Genomic DNA, 20,347 nt, shown 5'->3' on the forward strand with positions numbered 1-20,347 from the left:
TGTCAGTGGGCGACGGCGGCTGCGCCGTGTTCGTCGATCAGGGCACCGGTCTCGAAGCGCTCGAGCGAGAAGGGCTCGTTGAGCTTGTGCGGTGCGCCGGTGGCGATGGTGTGGGCGAAGGTCAGGCCGGCTGCGGGGGTTCCCTTGAAGCCGCCGGTGCCCCAGCCGCAGTTGACGAACATGTTCTCCACCGGGGTGGTGCCGACGATCGGCGACGCGTCCATGGTGGTGTCCACGATGCCGCCCCAGGTGCGCAGTACGTGTGCCCGGGCGAAGATCGGGAAGAGTTCAACGGCGGCCGCCATCTGTTCCTCGATCACGTGGAAGGAGCCGCGCTGGCCGTAGCCGTTGTAGGAGTCGACGCCGGCGCCCATCACCAGTTCACCCTTGTGGGCCTGGGAGACGTAGACGTGCACGTGGTTGGACATGACCACCGTGGGGTGGACCGGCTCGTGCAGTTCGGAGACCAGTGCCTGCAGCGGGTGGGACTGGATGGGGAGGCGGAAGCCTGCCATCTCGGCCAGGACGCTGCTGTGGCCGGCGGCGCACAGGCCCACCTTTTCGGTGTTGATGGTGCCGCGGTTGGTCTTGACGCCCACCACGCGGTTGCCGTCCTTGAGGAAGCCGGTGACTTCGCAGTTCTGGATGATGTCCACGCCCATCTCGTCGCACTTGCGGGCGAAGGCCCAGGCCACGTGGTCGTGCTTGGCGATGCCGGCACGGGGCTGGTAGGTGGCGCCCATGACGGGGTAGCGGATGTTGTCGCCGACGTTCAGGATGGGGCAGAGTTCCTTGACTTGCTGCGGGTCCAGCCATTCGGCGTCGACTCCGTTGAGCTTGTTGGCTCCCACGCGGCGCATGCTTTCGCGCACGTCGCCCAGGGTGTGGGCCAGGTTCATCACGCCCCGCTGGCTGAACAGGAAGTCGTATTCGAGCTCTTCCGGCAGCACTTCCCAGAGCTTGAGGGCGTGCTCGTAGATGGCGGCGCTCTCGTCCCAGAGGTAGTTGGAGCGGATGATGGTGGTGTTGCGGGCCATGTTGCCGCCGGCCAGCCAGCCCTTTTCCAGGACGGCGATGTTGGTCATCCCGTGGTTCTTGGCCAGGAAGTACGCGGTGGCCAGGCCGTGCCCGCCGCCGCCGACGATCACGGCGTCGTAGGAAGACTTGGGCTCCGGGTTGCGCCAGAGGAAATCCGGGTGCTCCGGGAGGTGGTCTGCGCTCACTGGGCTGCTCCAATCATTTCTGCTGCGAGTTCGGTGGCCGAACCAGCCGTACCGAGGTGCGGGTAGAGGGGGAACTGTTCCGCAAGTGCGGTGACGCGGGCGCGGAGTTCGACGGCGGTGTCCTCGCCGAGGGTGCCGTCGCCCGCGGCGGCGATGAGCGCCGTCGCGATGATGTCTGCGACTTCGGCGAATTCGGTGGCGCCGAAACCGCGGGTGGCCAGGGCCGGGGTGCCGATCCGCAGGCCGGAGGAGACCATCGGCGGGCGGGGGTCGAAGGGGACGGCATTGCGGTTCACGGTGATGCCGATATGGTGCAGGGTGTCTTCGGCCTGCTGGCCGTCCAATTCGGAGTTGCGCAGGTCCACCAGGACCAGGTGCACGTCGGTTCCGCCGTTGACCACGGAGATGCCGGCAGCCGCGACGTCGTCCTGCAGGAGGCGCGCGGCGAGGAGCTTGGCGCCTTCGAGGACGCGTACCTGGCGCTCTTTGAATTCCGGCTCGCCGGCCATCTTGAACGCCACGGCCTTGGCGGCGATGACGTGCTCGAGCGGGCCGCCCTGCTGTCCGGGGAAGACGGCGGAGTTGACCTTCTTGGCGATCTCGGCGTCGTTGGTCAGGATGACACCGCCACGAGGACCGCCAAGGGTCTTATGCGTGGTGCTCGTGACGATGTGGGCGTGAGGCACCGGGCTGGGGTGCAGACCTGCTGCGACCAGGCCGGCGAAGTGCGCCATGTCCACCATCAGGTAGGCGCCCACCAGGTCCGCGATGCGGCGGAACTCGGCGAAGTCCAGGTGGCGGGAGTAGGCGGACCAGCCGGCAACGATCAGCTGCGGCTTGTTTTCGACGGCGAGGCGCTCCACCTCGGCCATGTCGATCAGCATGGTGTCCTCTTGGACGCTGTACGGGACAACCTTGTACAGCTTGCCGGAGAAGTTGATCCGCATGCCGTGGGTCAGGTGGCCGCCGTGGGCCAGGTTCAGGCCCATGATGGTGTCGCCCGGCTTGATCAGGGCGTGCATCGCCGAGGCGTTGGCCTGCGCGCCGGAGTGCGGCTGCACGTTGGCGTATTCGGCGCCGAACAGGGCCTTCAGGCGGTCGATGGCGAGCTGTTCGATGACGTCCACGTGCTCGCAGCCGCCGTAGTAGCGCTTGCCCGGGTAACCCTCGGCGTACTTGTTGGTCAGGACCGAGCCCTGCGCCTGCATCACGGCCGACGGGGCGAAGTTTTCAGAGGCGATCATTTCCAGGGTGGACTGCTGCCGGATGAGCTCCTGCGCAATCGCCTGATCGACTTCCGGGTCCGCCTCGGCCAGCGGGCGGATCAGCGGTTCAACCATGCTCTGCTCCTTAGGAATCTAGGTAGTCACCAACTGTTAGGCAACTGATATATCAGAACTGCATTCATGGTATGTTGTAAGTCACAAGGACGTCAACAGTCCACGGCGAGTCTTCTGCGCAAGGATTGAATGACTGCAAGCGGAGAGAGCAATGAGCACTGTTTTGGAAGCACTGGTTTCAGGCCCCCAGGGCGCATCCTTGGCCGAGCACGCCTATCTGCTCCTGCGGGACCGGCTGATCATGCTGGACATCAAGCCCGGCGATCCGATCAATGACGGCCAGATCGCGGGCGAACTCGGCATCGGCCGCACGCCCGTCCGGGAGGCCATCAAGCGGCTCGAAAGCGATCATCTCGTGGTGTCCTATCCGCGGCGCGGCACTTTCGCCACGGGGGTGGACATCACCCAGCTGGCCGACGTCTCCGAAATCCGCGAACTCCTCGAACCGCTGGCTGCCCGCCGGGCAGCGCGCATGGCGGGTCCCAAGGTGCGGGAGGAACTGCGCGACATTGCGGCCACCATCAGCCAACTCGAGGAAGGCAAGGCCGGGCAGCACGAACTCATGCGCTACGACATCCAGGTCCACCGGCTCATCTACAAGGCCGCGGCGAACCCTCATCTGGAAGACGTGCTGATCCGCTACGACAACCTGGCCACCCGGATCTGGTGCCACATGCTCGAGAAGATGCCCTCGGTCACCGGGCACATCGCCGAGCACGTCGACCTGCTCAACGCCATCGCCGACGGCGACGAAGAGAGGGCCGCAGCCCTGGCATTGCACCACGTGACGAGCTTCGAGGAAACGGTCCGCAAGGTCCTCTAGCCTGCTACTCCCTGTTCGAGCGGCGCGGCCATTTCACGTTCATCAACAGCAAGCCCAGCAGGAGTGCGTCAATCGTCATTATCGCGCCCATGAGGTAAGCCCATCCGGCCATCATGCCCCTGGCACCTCCCTCCGCACGACAACCTGCCTGGCCCGCGCCCCCAGCCCCTCGGTTGTCATCCAAGTGTGACACGGCCGGGACCAAACCGAAACGGCTCAGGCGGTTCCGGCAGGCCCGCGGAGGCCACCGATTGGCTCAGCGAATGCACTGCCCAAGCCGTGAAAGCCGCGGCTAGGATCGATGGCAAGACGAGAAGCCGGGAGGATCCATCGACATGGCCATCGAAGTCCGCCCCGCGAGGCGGTTCGAAGACGTCCGCACGCTCCTTGGACCCAAGCAGCGGCCGGATGCGAATGTGTGCTGGTGCCTGAGCTACCGCCTCCCCGCGAAGCAGAACCTGTCCCTGCAGGGCCTGCAGCGCGGCGAATTCGTCAAGCAGCTGCTCGCCGCACAGGTGCCACCCGGGGTCCTGGCGTACGACGGCGACGAGCCGGTCGGGTGGGCGGCCGTCCATCCGCGGGCGGACACCAGCTTCTCCCGGAGCCGGAAGATCCCGCAGGTGGACGAGCTGCCGGTATGGTCCGTCTGGTGCATCCGGGTGCGGCCCGGGCACCGCGGCAAAGGGATCTCGCACGCATTGCTCGCCGGCGCCGTGGACTTCGCGCGCAGCAACGGAGCACCCGTCATTGAAGGCTATCCGGTGGACAACGGCGGCCGGCATGTGGACCTCACCATGGCGTACGTAGGCACCCGGAAGCTTTTCGAAGACGAGGGTTTCAGCAAGGCCGCCAACACGGATTCGGTGATCAACGGGTTCCCGCGCGTCCTGATGCGGCTCGATCTGTGTCAGGCAGGTTAACGCGGTGTCACCTGCATCACACGTTCCCGCTAAGGATCGGCTAAGTTGAAGTAAGCGAAAGGGCATTACAAAACCCTGTGGCGATCGCTGGCCACAGAAACTACCTGAAAGATGGAGCATGGTTTCGAACGTTGACGCCGAACCGGATGTTGAGGCAGACGGCGGCCAGCATGGCGGCGTCCAGTCCGTTGACAGAGCGCTGGCGGTACTGGAGATCCTGGCCAGGGACGGCCACGCCGGAGTGAGTGAAATCGCCGAGGAGATGGGCATTCACAAATCCACTGTGTCGCGCCTGCTCGGTTCCCTGGTCAGCCGAGACATGGTCCACCAGAACAGCGAGCGCGGAAAGTACCAGCTGGGCTTCGGCATCCTGCGCCTGGCCAGTTCCATCCCCGGCCGGCTCAGCCTGGTGCGGGAAGCACGCCCGGTGCTCGAAGCCCTGGCCGAAGAGTTCAAAGAAACCGTCAACCTGGCAGTGCTGCGTTCCAATTTCGCCGTGAACGTGGACCAAGCCATGGGGCCGTCCACCCTGGCCACCTACGACTGGGTGGGCAGCCTGACGCCGTTGCACGCGACCAGCAGCGGCAAGGTCCTGCTCGCAGGACTGCCCGCGGACGAGCGTGCACGGATCCTGAAGGAGACCGGGCTGCCGGCCCGCACGCCGCGCACGATCACGGACAGGAAAACCCTCGAAACCGAGTTGCTTGATGTCGCCCGCCAGGGGTATGGCGTCGTACGGGAGGAATTCGAGATCGGGCTCACCTCGATGTCGGTGCCGGTCTACAACCACGTGGGCGTCGTCATCGGGGCCGTTAGTATCTCCGGGCCCGCCTTCCGCTTCGATCCGGAAACGGAGCCGGGACTCCTGGACGGGCTGAAAGAAGCCGGGCTGAGGATCAGCGCGCGGATGGGTTACGCCCGCCGCTGATCCGCGCGTTGGCAGCGTTCAGTGATCCTCTTCAAGCCGGGCGGTGAGGATCCGATCGGCGTTAACCTGCAGGATGCCCAGCGACTCCTGGATCAGCGGTGAGGCGATGCTGCCCCTACGCACCGCAGCAACAATGCGGCGCGCAGGTTTCGCTTTGCCTGTAATACGTAGCCGAACCACGTTCTCGGCACCGCGCAAAGGTGCCAGCCGTGGCAGCAGGCCGACCCCCAGCCCCGCACCCACGAACGCGATCTGGGTTTCCCATTCAACGGCCTCATGGGCAATCCGCGGCGTCACCCCGACGGCCGTGAAGGCCGCAGTGAAGAGGGAATGGTAGGTGGAACCAGCGGCCTCCGTGATCCAGGGCTCCGCGGCCAGCTCTTCAAGCGTCGCTGTTTCCCGTGATGCCAGCGGATGGTCGGCGGGAATGATGACGTCCAGCGGATCGTCGAGCAGAACCGTCTGCTCGAAGCGCGGATCGTCCTCCCCATAGGCTTCGGACTGCATGGCGACAATGACCGCAAGGTCGATTCGCTCCGCAATCAACAAGTCGAAACAGCGGGCCGGATCGGCCTCAAGAACCTGCACTTCGAGCTCGGGGCGTGTTGAGCGCAGCGTGGCAGCCAGCGGCGCGAGCAACTGGGCGGCTGCAGTGGAGAATCCGCCAAGGCCAAAGTGGGGCTGCACCTGGTCACCGGCCTCCATGGCTGCGGCGCGCAGGCTCTCCCATTGGGCAATGAGGGGATCCGAGCCTGCCACAAGGAAGCGGCCCGTGGCGGTCAGCCGCACGCCCCGGCCGTCCTTCGTCAAGAGCTGCATGCCAAGCACGCGCTGGAGCTCCCGCAATTGTGCGGAGACAGCGGAAGGCGAATAGCCGGTGAGTTCCGCAGTTGCGCCTATGGTGCCGCACCGGGCAAAAACCCGAAGTGTGATGAGCCTCGCATCGATCATGCGTCTATTTTGCATGGTTATCTTCAAAATCTTGCGCTTTTGTTGCAGCTCTAGTGACCCTAATCTCATTCATTACAAGGTCTTCGTCCACGCCACCTGCTGCACGCAGGACCGTGATCGACACGCAACACCCAATTACCCATGCCTCCCGGGAGGAAACCCATGACTGCTTCAGTGAACGTGCCCCTGAATTCACGCGGAAAACTCGCTTCAACTTTGCCCGCCGAACAGCTGGCAGAAATCACCGCGTTGTTCGAGTTCCGGCGCACCGGCTACTCCCTCGATGCCCCTTTCTACACCGATCCCACGATCTTCAGCCTCGACATGGAGGCCATCTTCGGCCAGCACTGGATCTTCGCAGCCAGCACCGCTGAATTGCCCGAGCCGGGGGACTACGTCACCGTCGACTACGGCCCCTACTCCTTGATCGTGCTGCGCAATGACGACGGCGGCGTGAACGTGCTGCACAACGTGTGCCGCCACCGCGGTGCCCGCGTCTTGACCGAAGCCACCGGGTCGACCGGAAACCTGGTCTGCGGCTACCACTCCTGGACCTACTCCCCCGAGGGCAACCTGATCCACGCCTCCGCACCGGGTGAGACCAAGTTCGACAAGAACTGCTTCGCGCTCAAGCGCGCCCACGGCCGCGAAGTCGCCGGCCTCATCTTCGTTTGCATCGCGAACGAACCGCCCGCCGACTTCGACGAAACCTCCAAGATCTTCGAACCCTACCTCGCGCCCCACGAGCTGGCTAAGACGAAGATCGCCTACCAGCAGAACATCATCGAAGAGGGCAACTGGAAGCTCGTCATGGAGAACAACCGTGAGTGCTACCACTGCGACGGGCACCCGGAACTCGCCTGCTCCCTCTTCCCCACCTGGGGCCTGACCGAGGGCCTCATCCCCACCCACCTCGAGGAAGTGTGGGACCGCAACAAGCAGGCCCAATCCGATCTCGAGGAGCGCTGCCGCCGCTACGGCCTTCCCTACGAGGTGGTCGAGGAGCTCGATACCCGCGTCGCGGGCATCCGCATTTCCCGTGAAGCGCTCGACGGAGATGGCGAATCATTCTCCGCCGATGGGCGCCGGCTCTCCAAGAAGCTGCTCGGCGACCTGCGCGACTTCCGCCTCGGTCGTTGCTCGATGCACCTGCAGCCCAACAGCTGGTTCCACTTCATGGGCGACCACGTGATCACCTTCGGCGTCTTCCCCATCAACGAGCACCAGACCCTCGTCCGGACCACCTGGCTGGTAGCCGACGACGCCGTGGAAGGCGTTGACTACGACCTGGACAAGCTCACCTACGTGTGGAAGCAGACGAACATCCAGGACAAGGCGTTCGTGGAACTGTGCCAGCAGGGTGCCGCCAGCCCCGCCTACGAGCCCGGCCCGTACATGAAGAGCGAGTACCAGGTCGAAGCGTTCATCAACTGGTACGTGCAGCGCGTGCAGGAGCACTTGGCATGATTGAGCTCCTCCCCGAAACGGCAATCCTGGAACCACAGCGCATCCGCGGTCTTGAGATGCCGTGGAACAGGGTGATGGGCGGCACCGAAGTGCCGGCCCGCGCCGCCCACGCCCTGGGCCCCTGGCACCCCCAGGAGTTCATGGCCGAATGCGTCGAGACCGTTCCCGAGGCCGGCGGCATCATGACCTTCGTGTTCCGCCGCTGCGACGGTGCGCCCCTGGCGTTCCGCGCGGGCCAGTACGTAAACGTCGCCTTCCCGGTGAACGGCGAGGACCAGGAACCGGTGGACCGCAGCTACTCGCTGTCCAGTTCGCCGACGCAGCCGTGGACCTTCAGCATCAGCGTCAAGCGCGACGCCACGGGCCTGGTCTCGCCGTGGGTCCACGGAAACGTCCGGCCCGGCACCGTGCTTGAGATGCTCGGACCGGTGGGAGCATTCCACCTGCCCGACGCCGACCGCCGGGCACGGTACCTCCTGCTTGCTGCCGGCGCCGGCATCACCCCCATCATGTCGATGGTGCGGACCATCCACTCCCTGCCGGGACTGGCAGATGTCGTGGTGCTCTACCACGGCTCGGACGCCGGAGGCTTCGCCTTCGACCGCGAGTTGGCCCACATCGCTTCCGTGGATTCGCGCTTCAGGGTCTTCTACTCCCTGGGCGACCGCGGCCGGCCCGAGGACTGGGAAGGGCTCAGCGGAAGGCTGTCGGCGGCCATGCTCAACGAGGTGGCCCCGGATGCCAACGGCCGCCAGGTCTACGCCTGCGGCCCCGAGGGTTACCTGAACGGCGCCACCGAGCTCCTCAACGAGGTCGGCGTCGACGACACGTCCATCTACATGGAATTCTTCTCGGGCGACCGCCAGACGCTCCTTGAGTATCAGGCGGAGCTCGCCCTGGCCGAAAACATTGCAGAAGAGATCGCGGAGGAAATCGCCGAATCCGCCGAGGACTACTTCGAGGGCCAGCCCGCCGCGTTCGGGCTCTACGAGCCCGGCTACGATGCCGACGGAACGCTGCAGGCCTCGGGGCTGCCGCTGGAACCCGTCGACCCGGACGCACCCGCTTCCGAAGCCTCCGACGGCGGTGCGGAGCCTGAGGCCGCCACCCCTGATGCCTCGAGCTTCGACACGGTGGGCACAGGCAGCCTCACCATGTCCTTCCTCCGCACGGGCATCAACGTCCGGATCGACCCCACCGAGCACATCCTCGAGGTGGCGCAGCGTGCGGGGGTCAGGATCGGCGCAAACTGCAAGGAAGGCATGTGTGGATCCTGCAAGGTCGTCAAGCTTTCCGGGGAGATCGAGATGAACCACCAGGGCGGTATCCGGGCAAGGGAAATCTCTGCAGGCAAGTTCCTGCCCTGCTGCTCCACCGCGCAGACGGACCTGGTGATCGACGCCTGACCGGCCTGAACGCCGTCGCTTGCTCCACGGCGACATGCGCTGCACGCACCAATTGAGTCAATTCACTTCACGGAAAGAGCCATTCAATGTCAGGTAACAAAGCCGTTGCTTACAAGGCACCTGGGGTCGTGGAAATCATCGATACCCCGTATCCCACGTTTGAACTGCAGGCCGGCCCCGGTGTCAATCCCATCAATGTGGGCCGGAAGGTTCCGCACGGAGTGATCCTGCGGACCGTGAGCACCAACATCTGCGGCTCGGACCAGCACATGGTTCGCGGCCGCACGACTGCGCCGGCCGGGCTCGTTCTGGGGCACGAGATCACCGGCGAAGTCATCGAGACCGGGCCCGACGTCGAGTTCATCAAAGTCGGGGACATCGTCTCGGTCCCCTTCAACATCTCCTGCGGGCGCTGCCGGAACTGTAAGGAGGGCAAGACCGGGATCTGCCTGAACGTGAACCCGGACCGTCCCGGGTCCGCCTACGGCTATGTCGACATGGGCGGATGGGTAGGCGGGCAGGCGGAATACGTCCTGGTCCCCTACGCGGACTGGAACCTGCTGCGGTTCCCCGATCGGGACCAGGCCCTGGAGAAGATCATGGACCTGACCATGCTCTCGGACATCCTCCCGACCGGATTCCACGGGGCCGTCACGGCCGGTGTCGGCGTCGGGTCCACCGTCTATGTTGCCGGAGCCGGCCCCGTGGGGCTTGCCGCGGCGGCCAGCGCCCAGCTGCTGGGGGCCGCAGTGGTCATCGTGGGAGACCTCAATGAAGATCGCCTGGCCCAGGCCCGGTCCTTTGGTTGCGAAACCGTCAATGTGGCCAACGGGGACCCCGCTGACCAAATCGAACAGCTCCTCGGCGTCCGGGAAGTCGACGCTGGTATCGACGCTGTCGGTTTCGAGGCACGCGGCCACGGCCACGGGGCCCAGGAGGCACCGGCCACCGTGCTCAATTCGCTGATGGATATCACTGCTGCCGGCGGATCCGTGGGTATCCCCGGCCTGTATGTCACCGGAGATCCGGGCGCTGCGGACGAGGCGGCCAAGAAGGGCAGCCTTTCCCTGTCCTTGGGTACCGGCTGGGCGAAGTCCCTCTCCTTCACGACCGGCCAGTGCCCGGTGATGAAGTACAACCGGCAGCTGATGATGGCGATCCTGCACGACAGGATCCAGATCTCCAAGGCAGTCAACGCTAAAGCCATTCCGCTCGAGGACGCCCCGCGTGGGTACGCCGAATTCGATGCCGGAGCCGCCACGAAGTACGTCCTGAACCCGAACGGCTACATCAGCAACTAGTCCGAGGCAACAGCTCCTCCTTTGCAGCCAGGCCATAGCGGTCGGTGCACCACCCCGTGCCATACAGGGTGGCGCACCGGCCGCGTCGTCGTTTTGGCGAAGGAATCATCAGCCCCCTCCACAGCCTTGCGAGGGTGTCCGCCGGACACTTCTCCTCCACGTGAAGGCGGCCACAGGCTCCGCTGTGCCGGCCAAAACCGCCTCGGTGGTCAATTTACCCGCACTCCCTGCTCAACGGCCTCCCACGGGCGCTCACGGGCCCGTGGCCGGCGTCCAGGGACAATGCGCCGGATCCCGGGAGCAGATCGTCATATAACGCGTAATGCGCAACAAAATTCGCCATCTGGAAAGGCTGATTCCCGGGCAGGCCCGTGCGGTGGGGCCAAGAATCCGGAGGAAACAGAGCGGAAAGCTCTTGACAAGCCCTGTGAGCTCCGCCACGCTGTTGCATATCGCGAAGTCTGTTGATCCATGCGGAACAGGCCGTATGGCCCGCCCGCCTCGTTCTTCACCATCTCGAATGCAAAAGAGGTCCACCATGCACAGGGCGTTCCCCCTCAACCAACCCGCCCCGGAGGAAGCTCTGCGACCCAACACGGCCCCGCCGATGATCGCCGGCGAATCGTGAGCACCGACCCCCACGGTGCCCCCCAACCTCCCACCCGGCCCGACCGTGGACGGCCACTCCCCACCCTCATCTGAGCACAGGCAAAGGATTCCCCCATGACCTTGAATAGTGAGATAGACCAAGTAGGCGAGATAGAGCAAGGCCCCGAAGTGAACGAAGCAGCCACGACAGTGCAGAACGAGCACGAGCCGGAACTGGAGCAAAACAGCGACAGCGACAGCGAGCTCAACCGGCAGATCCTGCAGGAACTGCGCCAGACCCGAACCGAGCAGGCAGTCAGTGCCCGCCGCAACCGGAAGCTCGTCCTGGACAAGTGGACCTTCGGCATCACGGGAGTAATCGCCCTCGCCTTCGTTCTGTGGGGATTCCTCGGCAGGGACAGCCTGGCCACGACCTCGCAGAGCGTCCTGGACTGGGTCATGGAATACACCGGCTGGCTCTTCATGGTGCTGGCGTCACTCTTTGTGGTGTTCATTCTCTGGCTGGCTCTGGGGAAGTTCGGCAACATCCCGCTGGGCAAGGACGGCGAGAAGCCCGAATACCGCACGGTTTCCTGGATCTCCATGATGTTCGCCGCCGGCATGGGCATCGGCCTCATGTTCTACGGCGTGGCTGAACCGCTGTACCACTTCATCTCGCCGCCGCCGGGAACGGTGGACGGGCACACTCCCGAGGCGATCCAGACGGCCATGGCCACGTCAATCTTCCACTGGACGCTGCACCCCTGGGCTATGTATGCGGTGGTGGGCATCGCGATGGCCTACGGCACCTACCGGCTTGGCCGGCGCCAGCTCATTTCCGTGGCGTTTACCTCGATCTTCGGCGTACGCGCCGTTGAAGGCCCTGTTGGCAAGTTCATCAACATCCTCGCCATCTTCGCCACACTCTTCGGAACCGCCGCCTCCCTGGGCCTGGGCGCCCTGCAGATCGGCAGCGGCATCACCTCCAACGGCTGGGCCGGTGAAATCGGCACCCCGGTCCTGGTGGTGATCGTGGCCATTCTGACCTTCTGCTTCGTGGCGTCGGCCGTTTCCGGCATCAGCCGCGGAATCCAGTGGCTGTCCAACATCAACATGGTCCTGGCAGTGGTCCTGGCACTTGTGGTGTTCGTGGCCGGTCCCACCCTGTTCATCCTGAACCTGATCCCCTCGGCCGTCGGCGACTACATCCGCGACCTCGCCACCATGTCGTCGCGCACCGAAGCCGTGGGCGATGAGGCACTGCGCAAGTGGATGTCCAGCTGGACGATCTTCTACTGGGCCTGGTGGATTTCCTGGACGCCCTTCGTGGGCCTGTTCATCGCCCGGATCAGCCGCGGCCGCACCATCCGCCAGTTCGTCACCGGGGTGCTCCTGGTTCCGAGCATCGTGTCCGTGATCTGGTTCGGCATCTTCGGCGGAACCGCCTTCAACATCCAGCAGCTTGCCGACAAGACAGCCAACCCGTCTGACGGCATCGCAAAGATGGTCGACGGCGTCTCCACCATCAATTTCGACGGCGCACTCTTCGATCTGGTCAAGAACCTCCAGATGCCCGGCTGGGCCATCTCCGCAGTGATCGTCCTGGCCATGATCCTGGTGGCGATCTTCTTCATCACCGGCGCCGACGCCGCCTCGATTGTCATGGGCTCGCTCAGCTCCAACGGTGCCGAGGAGCCTCGCCGGGGTGTCGTGATCTTCTGGGGAACCCTCACCGGCGCGGTGGCGGCGGTCATGCTCCTTGCCGGCGGTGACCAACCGTCCGAAGCCCTCTCCGGTCTTCAAAGGATCACCATTGTGGCGGCCCTGCCGTTCGTCCTGGTGATGTTCCTCCTCTGTTTCGCCCTCACCCGGGACCTGCGCCGGGACCCGCTTTCCCTCCGACGCCGGCTGGCGGACTCGGTAGTGGAGCGTGCCATCCGCAGCGGCGTGGACCAGCACGGTGGCGTCCAGTTCGATCTCGTCACCAAACATCAATGCGATCAGCGCTGCACGGACGACGACCGCTGCGCGGCTTCCCCCACTGACAACCAGGCCCTCACAAGAAACCAGGAGTAAAACCATGACCACAGTCCTCGAAGGCCGCCCCACCGGGGGCGCAACAGCCGAAGCCGTCGCGACGGCCGGGACCACCAGCACCGTTCAGTACGTCCTGACGCTCGCCTGCCCTGAACGCCCCGGGATCGTCCGCGCCATCACCGGCTTCCTGGCCGACCGCGGCTTCGACATCGTGGAGCACCAGCAGTTCGACGACCACATCAGCGGCAAGCTCTACCTGCGCACGGCCTTCACCCCCGGAGACAGCGACGTCTCCGCGGAAAGCCTCAGCGCCGAGTTCGCCGCCGTCGCCGAAGAGTTCGAGATGGAGTTCGCCATCCACGACGGCCGCCCCCAGCGCCTGCTGGTGATGGTCTCGAAGTTCGGCCACTGCCTCAACGACCTCATCTTCCGGTGGCGTGCAGGCAGCCTCGGGGCGGAGATCGCCGTCGTGGTTTCCAACCACGAAGACCTCCGCCCGATGGCGGAAGCCGCAGGCCTGCCGTTCATCCACGTCCCGATTACCGCGGACACCAAGCCCCAGGCCGAGGCACGCCTGCTGGAACTGGTCGAGGAATACCAGGCCGATCTGGTGGTCCTGGCCCGTTACATGCAGGTGCTCTCGGACGAGCTCACCACCAAGCTCCGCGGCCGCGCCATCAACATCCACCATTCCTTCCTGCCCGGGTTCAAGGGCGCCAAGCCCTACCACCAGGCCTACGACCGGGGCGTGAAGCTCATCGGAGCCACCGCCCACTACGTCACCGCAGACCTGGACGAGGGCCCGATCATCGAGCAGGAAGTGTTCCGGGTGGACCACAGCCTGGATCCGAACGCCCTGGTCACCGTCGGCAGGGACGCCGAATCCCAGGCACTGTCCCGGGCAGTGAAGTGGCACTGCCAGCACCGGGTGCTGCTCAACAACACCCGCACCGTCGTCTTCCGCTAACGCGAACACCAAGCAACAGGAGAAACAACACCCATGAGCGCATCACCACGCGTCGTCATCATCGGCGCCGGCATTGTCGGCACCAACATCGCGGATGAACTGTCCAGCCGCGGCTGGACCAACGTCACCGTCGTTGAGCAGGGCCCTCTGGAACTTGCCGGCGGCTCCACCTCACACGCTCCGGGCCTGGTGTTCCAGAACAACGGATCCAGGACCATGACCGAATTCGCCACGTACACGGTGAACAAGCTGCTCTCCCTGAGCAAGGACGGCCAGTCATGCTTCAACCAGGTGGGCGGCCTGGAACTGGCAACCACCCCGGAGCGCCTTGCCGAGCTGAAGCGCAAGATGGGCATCATGACCTCCTGGGGCGTGGAAAGCCGCATCATCGACGCCGATGAGTGCGAAAAGATCTACCCCCTCCTGAACACCGGCAAGCTCACCGGCGGCCGCGAAATCCTGGGCGGCCTGCACATCCCCACCGACGGCCTGGCCCTGGCCGCCCGCGCGGTGCAGCTGCTGATCGAGCGCGCCGGCGAGCGCGGCGTGACCTTCATCGGCAACACCACCGTCACCGGCATCGCCCAGGAGGGCGGCAAGGTAACCGGCGTCGAAACCAACACCGGAGTGATCCCGGCCGACATCGTGGTCTCCTGTGCCGGTTTCTGGGGCCGCGAACTCGGCAAGCTGGTGGGCCTGGAAGTCCCCCTGCTGCCGCTGGCCCACCAGTACGTCGTCACCACGCCCCTTGCCGAACTCGAAGGCGTCAACGAACTCCCGAAGGGCGCCAGCAAGCCCATCCTGCGCTACCAGGACAAGGATCTGTACTACCGGGAGTGGGGCAACAAGATCGGCATCGGCAGCTACGCCCACCGCCCGATGCCGGTGGACATGTCCGCCCTGCCAAAGGTGTCCTCCGAGGAAATGTCGGACCACAAGATGCCCTCCCGCCTGGAGTTCACGCTGGAAGACTTCCTGCCCGCGTGGGAAGACAGCCAGGACCTGCTGCCGGCCCTGCGCAGCACTGCGATCGAGGACGGCTTCAACGGCATCTTCTCCTTCACCCCGGACGGCGGCCCGCTGATCGGCGAGCACCCGGACCTCACCGGTTTCTGGGTGGCCGAGGCCGTCTGGGTGACGCACTCGTCCGGTGTGGCGAAGGCCGTGGCCGAGCTCCTCGTCGAGGGCCGCTCGCGCACCGACCTGCACGGCACCGAGCTCACCCGCTTCGAGAAGGTCCAGACATCGGACGCCTACGTCAGCGAAACCTCACAGCAGAACTTCGTGGAGATCTACGACATCCTGCACCCGCTGCAGCCCAAGGAATCCCCGCGTGACCTGCGCGTGAGCCCCTTCAACGTCCGCCAGAAGGAACTCGGCGCCTTCTTCCTGGAGTCCGCCGGCTGGGAGCGCCCGCACTGGTTCGAGGCCAACCGCGGCCTGCTCGAGGAACTGCCCGCCGCATGGCAGGCGCCGGAGCGTGACTCCTGGTCCAACATGTTCCACTCCCCCATCTCCGCAGCAGAGGCATGGCGGACGCGTACCGCCGTCGGGCTCTATGACATGACGCCGCTCAAGCGGCTCGAGGTGGTCGGCCCGGGAGCGGAGGCGCTGCTGCACCGCCTCAGCACCGGCAACATCACCAAGAAGCCGGGCGCCGTCACCTACTGCCTCCTGTTGGAGCACGACGGCGGCATCCGCAGTGACGTGACTGTCGCCCGCCTTGAGCAGGAGAAGTTCCAGCTGGGCGTCAACAGCAACGTGGACTTCGACTACCTGCGCGTGGAGGCCCGCAAGCAGTCCGCCGCGGATCCGTCCCAGTGGGCGCACGTCAGCGACATCACCGGCAGCACCTGCTGCATCGGCCTGTGGGGCCCGCTGGCCCGCGAGGTCATCGGCAAGGTCAGCGACGACGACCTCAGCAACGACGGCCTGAAGTACTTCCGCACCAAGGAAATCTCCGTGGGCGGCATCCCGGTCACCGCGATGCGCCTGTCCTACGTGGGTGAACTCGGTTGGGAGCTCTACACCACCTCCGAATACGGCCTGAAGCTGTGGGACCTGCTGTTCGAAGCCGGCCAGGAGCACGGCATTGTTGCCGCCGGCCGTGGCGCGTTCAACAGCATGCGCCTGGAGAAGGGCTACCGCCTCTGGGGCACGGACATGAACACCGAGCACGATCCCTACCAGTCCGGCCTGGGCTTCTCCGTGGCCAAGGACAAGACGGGCTTCGTGGGTGCCGAGGCATTGCTCGCCCGCAAGGCCGAGCCCGCCGCCAAGACGCTGCGCTGCCTGACCATCGACGACGGTACCTCGATCGTGCTCGGCAAGGAGCCGGTGTACGTGGCCGGCGAGGCTGCCGGTTATGTCACCAGTGCCGCCTACGGTTTCTCGATCCACAAGCCGATCGCCTACGCCTGGCTGCCCACCGCCGTCGGCGTCGGGGATGCCGTGGAGATCGAGTACTTCGGTGAGCGCATCCCGGCAACTGTGACCGCGGAACCGCTGTACGATCCGGCCATGGAACGCATCCGCGGCTGATTATTCCCGCTCAGAGGGGTACAGACAGGACCTCCCTCGGTCCCGTCTGTACCCCTAGGCTTTTAAACATGATTACTGCCAAGGCCTACGCTGCTCCATCCGCTACGGAACCCCTTGTCCCCACCACCATTGAACGCCGTGCGCTCGGCCCGCACGATGTCCTGATCGACATCAAGTTCGCCGGTATCTGCCACTCCGACATCCACACCGTCCGCGGCGACTGGGGCTCCGTCCCCTACCCGCTCACGCCCGGCCACGAAATTGCCGGCATCGTTACCGAGGTCGGCAGCGACGTGACCCGCTACCAGGCCGGCGACCGGGTGGGTGTCGGCTGCATGGTCAACTCCTGCCGCGAGTGTGAGCAGTGCCTCGCCGGCCAGGAGCAGGACTGCCTGAACGGCAACGTGGGCACCTACGCCGCCACCGACCGCGACGGCACCATCACCCAGGGCGGCTACTCCAGCCATGTGGTGGTTGACGAAGCCTTCGCCGTCCGGATCCCCGAAGGCCTGGACCTCAACGTCGCCGCTCCCCTGCTCTGCGCCGGCATCACCACCTACTCGCCGCTGCGTCGCTGGGGCGCCGGACCGGGCAAGAAGGTCGCCGTGATCGGCCTCGGCGGCCTCGGCCACATGGCCGTGAAGCTGGCCCACGCCATGGGCGCCGAGGTCACCGTGCTGTCCCAATCGCTCAAGAAGCAGGAAGACGGCCTCCGCCTGGGCGCCGACCACTACTACGCCACGAGCGATTCCTCCACGTTCGAGGACCTGGCCGGCACGTTCGACCTCATCATCAATACGGTCAGCGCCGTCATCTCCTTGGACGACTACCTGCGCCTGGTCAAGCCGCATGGTGCCTTGGTGTGCGTGGGCGCGCCGGGCGAGCCGTTGGACCTGCGTATCTTCAGCCTGATCGGCGGCGGCAAGTCCCTGGCCGGCTCGAACATCGGCGGCATCGCCGAGACCCAGGAGATGCTGGACTTCTGTGCCGAACACGGCATCGGCGCCGAGATCGAGGTCATCCCGGCAGAGAAGATCAACGAAGCCTACGAACGCGTCCTCGCCTCGGATGTCCGCTACCGCTTCGTGATCGACACCGCCACGCTGTAGGGCTCCGGCCGGTTCCGGCCCCCGACGGTTCCGCCCGCGCAAACGTTGGTGGCCCCCTGAAATTTCAGGGGGCCACCCCACGTTTGAGGGGGCGGTTGTGATTGCGCGGTGCCACGGCGGTCAACGCACCTTCCTGACCTCTTTTGAGTGTCCGACGACGGCGACGCGCGGCAATCTGCCGCATGTCGCCGTCGTGCTTGGGTCAAAGGAGGTCAGGAGCGGCGGCCGTGCGCGCCGGCACGTGGCCGATCAACGCCAGGGTCGTGCCGAGCTGCGAGAACCCCATCTTCTGGAAAAAGCCGAGCTGCTCCGGTGCCGTCGCAACGATCCCGAGGCACGTTCCCGCGGAAAAGCTGCCCATCAAGACACGGTTGACGAATCCTTCCAGCTCCTGCGGAGTCACGGAGGAATCGGCGGCAAGGCCGGAAACATACCGGAATCCGGCGGGCGAGTCCTTCCACGGCTTCAGGGCCCGCATTGCGGCCAACTCACTGAACTGAAGCGGGACGAGAATGATCAGCAGAAAAGCCAGCACCCCAAGCACCGCCAGGAGGATCAAGCCGCCATACGCCGGGAAGTGTTCCGACATCAAGGTGACGCCAAACACCAGGACAGCCGCGCCGATCAGGCTCAGGACCGTTGCCAGCACGAGGCCCCGAACCAGCTGCTTGGTGCTTTCTTCCTTTGACTGCACACCGATCACCATTCGTCGGGAAGCATCGGTCCACAGGAAGGCCGGTACCACGGCAAGGACCGGCAACAGAAGAGCGCAAAGGACGCGTCGAAGCAAGGGGCGGCCTGTACTTCCACCCGGGTAAGCCCCTGCCAGCAGCCAGGCCAGCCGCGGGAGGTCCCTGAATCCGGCTTTCTGCACTCCCCCATTAACCATCCCCATGCTACCTTTCGCCGTTCCCACCTGAACTGTACAGCTCCTCCAGCAGCCCGATCAGCTCCCTGCCGACGGCCGGCAGTTCGCCTTTCACCCACGCGGCGTGCACCGGCACCGGCGGGGCGTCCCGCACAGGCCGGTACACGAGACCGCGGCGCCGGTATTGGTGCGCCGTGGCCTCGGCTGTGACCCCGCGGGCCTTGCCGCTGCTGATGAGCGTCAGCCAGTCGTCCACGCTGTGGATCTCGAACGTCTTCGCCGGCCGGGATTCCGCCGGCCAGAGGTCCAGCGTGGTGCTCCCGGTCCGCACGTCCACGGCCAGGGGCTTGTCTGCGATCCGGGCCAGGCTCACGTTTCGGCGTCCGGCGAGCGGATCGTCGGCGGCCATCGCGCAGTAGCGTTTTTCCGCGCCGATCCGGCGCAGCTCCAGCTTCCGTGCCGCAGAACCGGCGGCCGGCACACGCCGGAGGATCGCGACGTCGCACGCCCCCTCAAGCAGCCCCGCCGTCGGGCTGTTCTCCATGACCAGCTCAAGCTCGGTGTCCGGACGCGCCGCCGCCCAGCGCCGCTGCAGCTCCGGCGTATGGCGGCCCAAGGCCGACCATGCGTAGCCGAGCCGCAGCCGCCCGCCTCCCTGCACCGCCCGTTCGAGCCCGACGACGGCGGAAAGCACCCGCCGCGCGTGCGCCAGGGCCTGCTCCCCCGCCTCGGTCAGGGAGGCGCTGCGGGTGGTGCGGTGGATGAGCCGGACGCCGAGGTGTTCCTCGAGGGCCGCGACGTTCCGGGACACCGCGGTCTGCGAAATCCCCAGGCTGATCCCGGCATCGGTGAACGTGCCTTCGTCCACCACAGCCACGAAGCACCTCAGCTGCCGGAATTCGATGTCCATGAAGCGATTCTATTCATGCGGAAGGCGCATGAATACGCCACCGGGTGCATTGTGCCGGTGCGGCCCACAGGGGCGACACTTTCGCCATGGAAAACGCGGCAAGCAACGGTGGAAAGAACGGGACGGCCCGCGGCGTGGCCACACTGATGGCCAGTTCCCTGTCGAACCAACTGGGCGCCGCCAGCGGGTCCCTTGCCTTCCCGGCGATCGGACCGCTCGGCGTGGTGGCCGTGCGGCAACTGATCGCCGCGGCTGTGCTCTTGCCCATCGCCCGGCCCCGGTTCCGGAGCTTCACGCGCGGGCAACTGTGGCCGGTCCTCCTCCTGGCAATGGTCTTCGGCACAATGAACCTGGGCCTGTACTCGGCCATCGACCGGATCGGCCTGGGCCTGGCCGTGACCCTGGAGTTCCTGGGCCCGCTGTCGATCGCCCTTGTCGGTTCCCGCAGCAGGGCAGGTGCCGCCTGCGCCCTCGCCGCTGCTGCCGGCGTCGTGGCCATCACGCAGCCGGGACCGTCCACGGACTACCCCGGCATCGGGCTGGGCCTGATGGGCGCCGCAAGCTGGGCCGCGTACATCCTGCTGAACCGCACCATCGGCCAGCGCATCCCCGGCATCCAGGGAACCGCCGCGGCCATGGCGGTCTCCGCGGCGTGCTTCCTCCCGGTTGCCTGCCTTATCCTGCTGAGCCGGCCCGTGGACTGGTTCAGCATCCTGTGCGCGGTGGGCGCCGGCGTGCTGGCCTCGGTGGTGCCGTACATCGCCGACCTGCTGGCCCTGCGCCGGGTGCCCGCCAGCTTGTTCGGAATCCTGATGAGCGTCAATCCGGTGTTCGCAGCCCTGATCGGCCTGGCAATGGGCCAGGCCTTGGACGCACTGCAGTGGGCGGGGATCCTGCTCATCGTCGCCGCCAACGCCTCGGTGCTGCGGCTCAGCCGCTAAGAGCGAGCCGGTCAACGCACGACGGCG

16 protein-coding genes are annotated in these 20,347 nt (G+C 65.7%); 11 read left to right on the forward strand and 5 right to left on the reverse strand.

Going from position 1 to position 20,347, the window contains the following annotated elements; translation table 11 throughout:
* Positions 1-2: 2 nt before the first annotated feature.
* Both DWV11_RS09290 and glyA read right to left on the reverse strand, forming a co-directional pair.
* Positions 3-1,223, reverse strand: a complete 1,221-nt coding sequence (locus tag DWV11_RS09290; protein ID WP_115788601.1) for a sarcosine oxidase subunit beta family protein — start codon at positions 1,221-1,223, stop codon at positions 3-5.
* Positions 1,220-2,563: a serine hydroxymethyltransferase gene (gene glyA, locus DWV11_RS09295; protein ID WP_115788602.1), complete on the reverse strand. Its 1,344-nt coding sequence runs from the start codon at positions 2,561-2,563 to the stop codon at positions 1,220-1,222. The genes DWV11_RS09290 and glyA overlap by 4 nt, the downstream gene beginning before the upstream one ends.
* A 151-nt stretch (positions 2,564-2,714) precedes the next feature.
* Between glyA and DWV11_RS09300 the strand changes: the two genes are divergently transcribed.
* The 3 genes from DWV11_RS09300 (at position 2,715) to DWV11_RS09310 (ending at position 5,234) form a co-directional block, all read left to right on the forward strand.
* Positions 2,715-3,386: a GntR family transcriptional regulator gene (locus tag DWV11_RS09300; RefSeq protein ID WP_115788603.1), complete on the forward strand. Its 672-nt coding sequence runs from the start codon at positions 2,715-2,717 to the stop codon at positions 3,384-3,386.
* Between the two features lie 335 nt (positions 3,387-3,721).
* Complete coding sequence (locus DWV11_RS09305; protein ID WP_115788604.1) at positions 3,722-4,306, forward strand: GNAT family N-acetyltransferase; 585 nt, start codon at positions 3,722-3,724, stop codon at positions 4,304-4,306.
* Positions 4,307-4,424: 118 nt separating this feature from the next.
* Positions 4,425-5,234 (forward strand): IclR family transcriptional regulator, encoded by an 810-nt coding sequence (locus DWV11_RS09310; RefSeq protein WP_115788605.1) that lies wholly within the window; start codon positions 4,425-4,427, stop codon positions 5,232-5,234.
* Positions 5,235-5,252: 18 nt separating this feature from the next.
* On the opposite strand, the gene DWV11_RS09315 is transcribed toward DWV11_RS09310, so the two are convergent.
* Entirely contained in the window at positions 5,253-6,185 is a 933-nt protein-coding gene (locus DWV11_RS09315) for a LysR family transcriptional regulator (protein WP_115788606.1), read from the reverse strand.
* A 162-nt stretch (positions 6,186-6,347) separates the two neighbouring features.
* Between DWV11_RS09315 and DWV11_RS09320 the strand changes: the two genes are divergently transcribed.
* The 7 genes from DWV11_RS09320 (at position 6,348) to DWV11_RS09350 (ending at position 17,601) form a co-directional block, all read left to right on the forward strand.
* Positions 6,348-7,652 (forward strand): aromatic ring-hydroxylating oxygenase subunit alpha, encoded by a 1,305-nt coding sequence (locus DWV11_RS09320; RefSeq protein ID WP_115788607.1) that lies wholly within the window; start codon positions 6,348-6,350, stop codon positions 7,650-7,652.
* A complete protein-coding gene (locus DWV11_RS09325; RefSeq protein ID WP_115788608.1) occupies positions 7,649-9,058 on the forward strand; it encodes a ferredoxin reductase in 1,410 nt (469 codons plus the stop codon). Before DWV11_RS09320 ends, DWV11_RS09325 begins: the two co-directional genes overlap by 4 nt.
* 86 nt (positions 9,059-9,144) lie before the next feature.
* Positions 9,145-10,359: a formaldehyde dehydrogenase, glutathione-independent gene (fdhA, locus tag DWV11_RS09330; protein WP_115788609.1), complete on the forward strand. Its 1,215-nt coding sequence runs from the start codon at positions 9,145-9,147 to the stop codon at positions 10,357-10,359.
* A gap of 723 nt (positions 10,360-11,082) precedes the next feature.
* A complete protein-coding gene (locus DWV11_RS09335) occupies positions 11,083-13,023 on the forward strand; it encodes a BCCT family transporter (RefSeq protein ID WP_115788610.1) in 1,941 nt (646 codons plus the stop codon).
* Positions 13,024-13,027: 4 nt separating this feature from the next.
* On the forward strand, positions 13,028-13,951 hold the full coding sequence (purU, locus tag DWV11_RS09340) for a formyltetrahydrofolate deformylase (RefSeq protein WP_115788611.1): 924 nt from the start codon (positions 13,028-13,030) through the stop codon (positions 13,949-13,951).
* Positions 13,952-13,984: 33 nt separating this feature from the next.
* Positions 13,985-16,492 (forward strand): GcvT family protein, encoded by a 2,508-nt coding sequence (locus DWV11_RS09345; RefSeq protein ID WP_115788612.1) that lies wholly within the window; start codon positions 13,985-13,987, stop codon positions 16,490-16,492.
* A gap of 68 nt (positions 16,493-16,560) precedes the next feature.
* Positions 16,561-17,601 carry an NAD(P)-dependent alcohol dehydrogenase gene (locus DWV11_RS09350; protein WP_115788613.1) on the forward strand — a complete coding sequence of 347 codons (1,041 nt, stop codon included), beginning with the start codon at positions 16,561-16,563 and terminating at the stop codon, positions 17,599-17,601.
* Between the two features lie 202 nt (positions 17,602-17,803).
* Here DWV11_RS09350 and DWV11_RS09355 read toward each other — a convergent pair whose 3' ends face one another.
* Positions 17,804-18,517 carry a hypothetical protein gene (locus tag DWV11_RS09355; RefSeq protein WP_168404631.1) on the reverse strand — a complete coding sequence of 238 codons (714 nt, stop codon included), beginning with the start codon at positions 18,515-18,517 and terminating at the stop codon, positions 17,804-17,806.
* Positions 18,498-19,379: a LysR family transcriptional regulator gene (locus DWV11_RS09360; RefSeq protein ID WP_115788615.1), complete on the reverse strand. Its 882-nt coding sequence runs from the start codon at positions 19,377-19,379 to the stop codon at positions 18,498-18,500. The genes DWV11_RS09355 and DWV11_RS09360 overlap by 20 nt, the downstream gene beginning before the upstream one ends.
* Positions 19,380-19,465: 86 nt before the next feature.
* Here DWV11_RS09360 and DWV11_RS09365 point away from each other — a divergent pair, with 86 nt between their 5' ends.
* The gene (locus tag DWV11_RS09365) at positions 19,466-20,320 is read left to right on the forward strand and encodes an EamA family transporter (protein WP_210725707.1); all 855 of its coding nucleotides are present in this window, start codon (positions 19,466-19,468) and stop codon (positions 20,318-20,320) included.
* Positions 20,321-20,347: the final 27 nt, after the last annotated feature.

Source organism: Arthrobacter silvisoli (assembly GCF_003369445.1).
Taxonomy (GTDB): domain Bacteria; phylum Actinomycetota; class Actinomycetes; order Actinomycetales; family Micrococcaceae; genus Arthrobacter; species Arthrobacter silvisoli.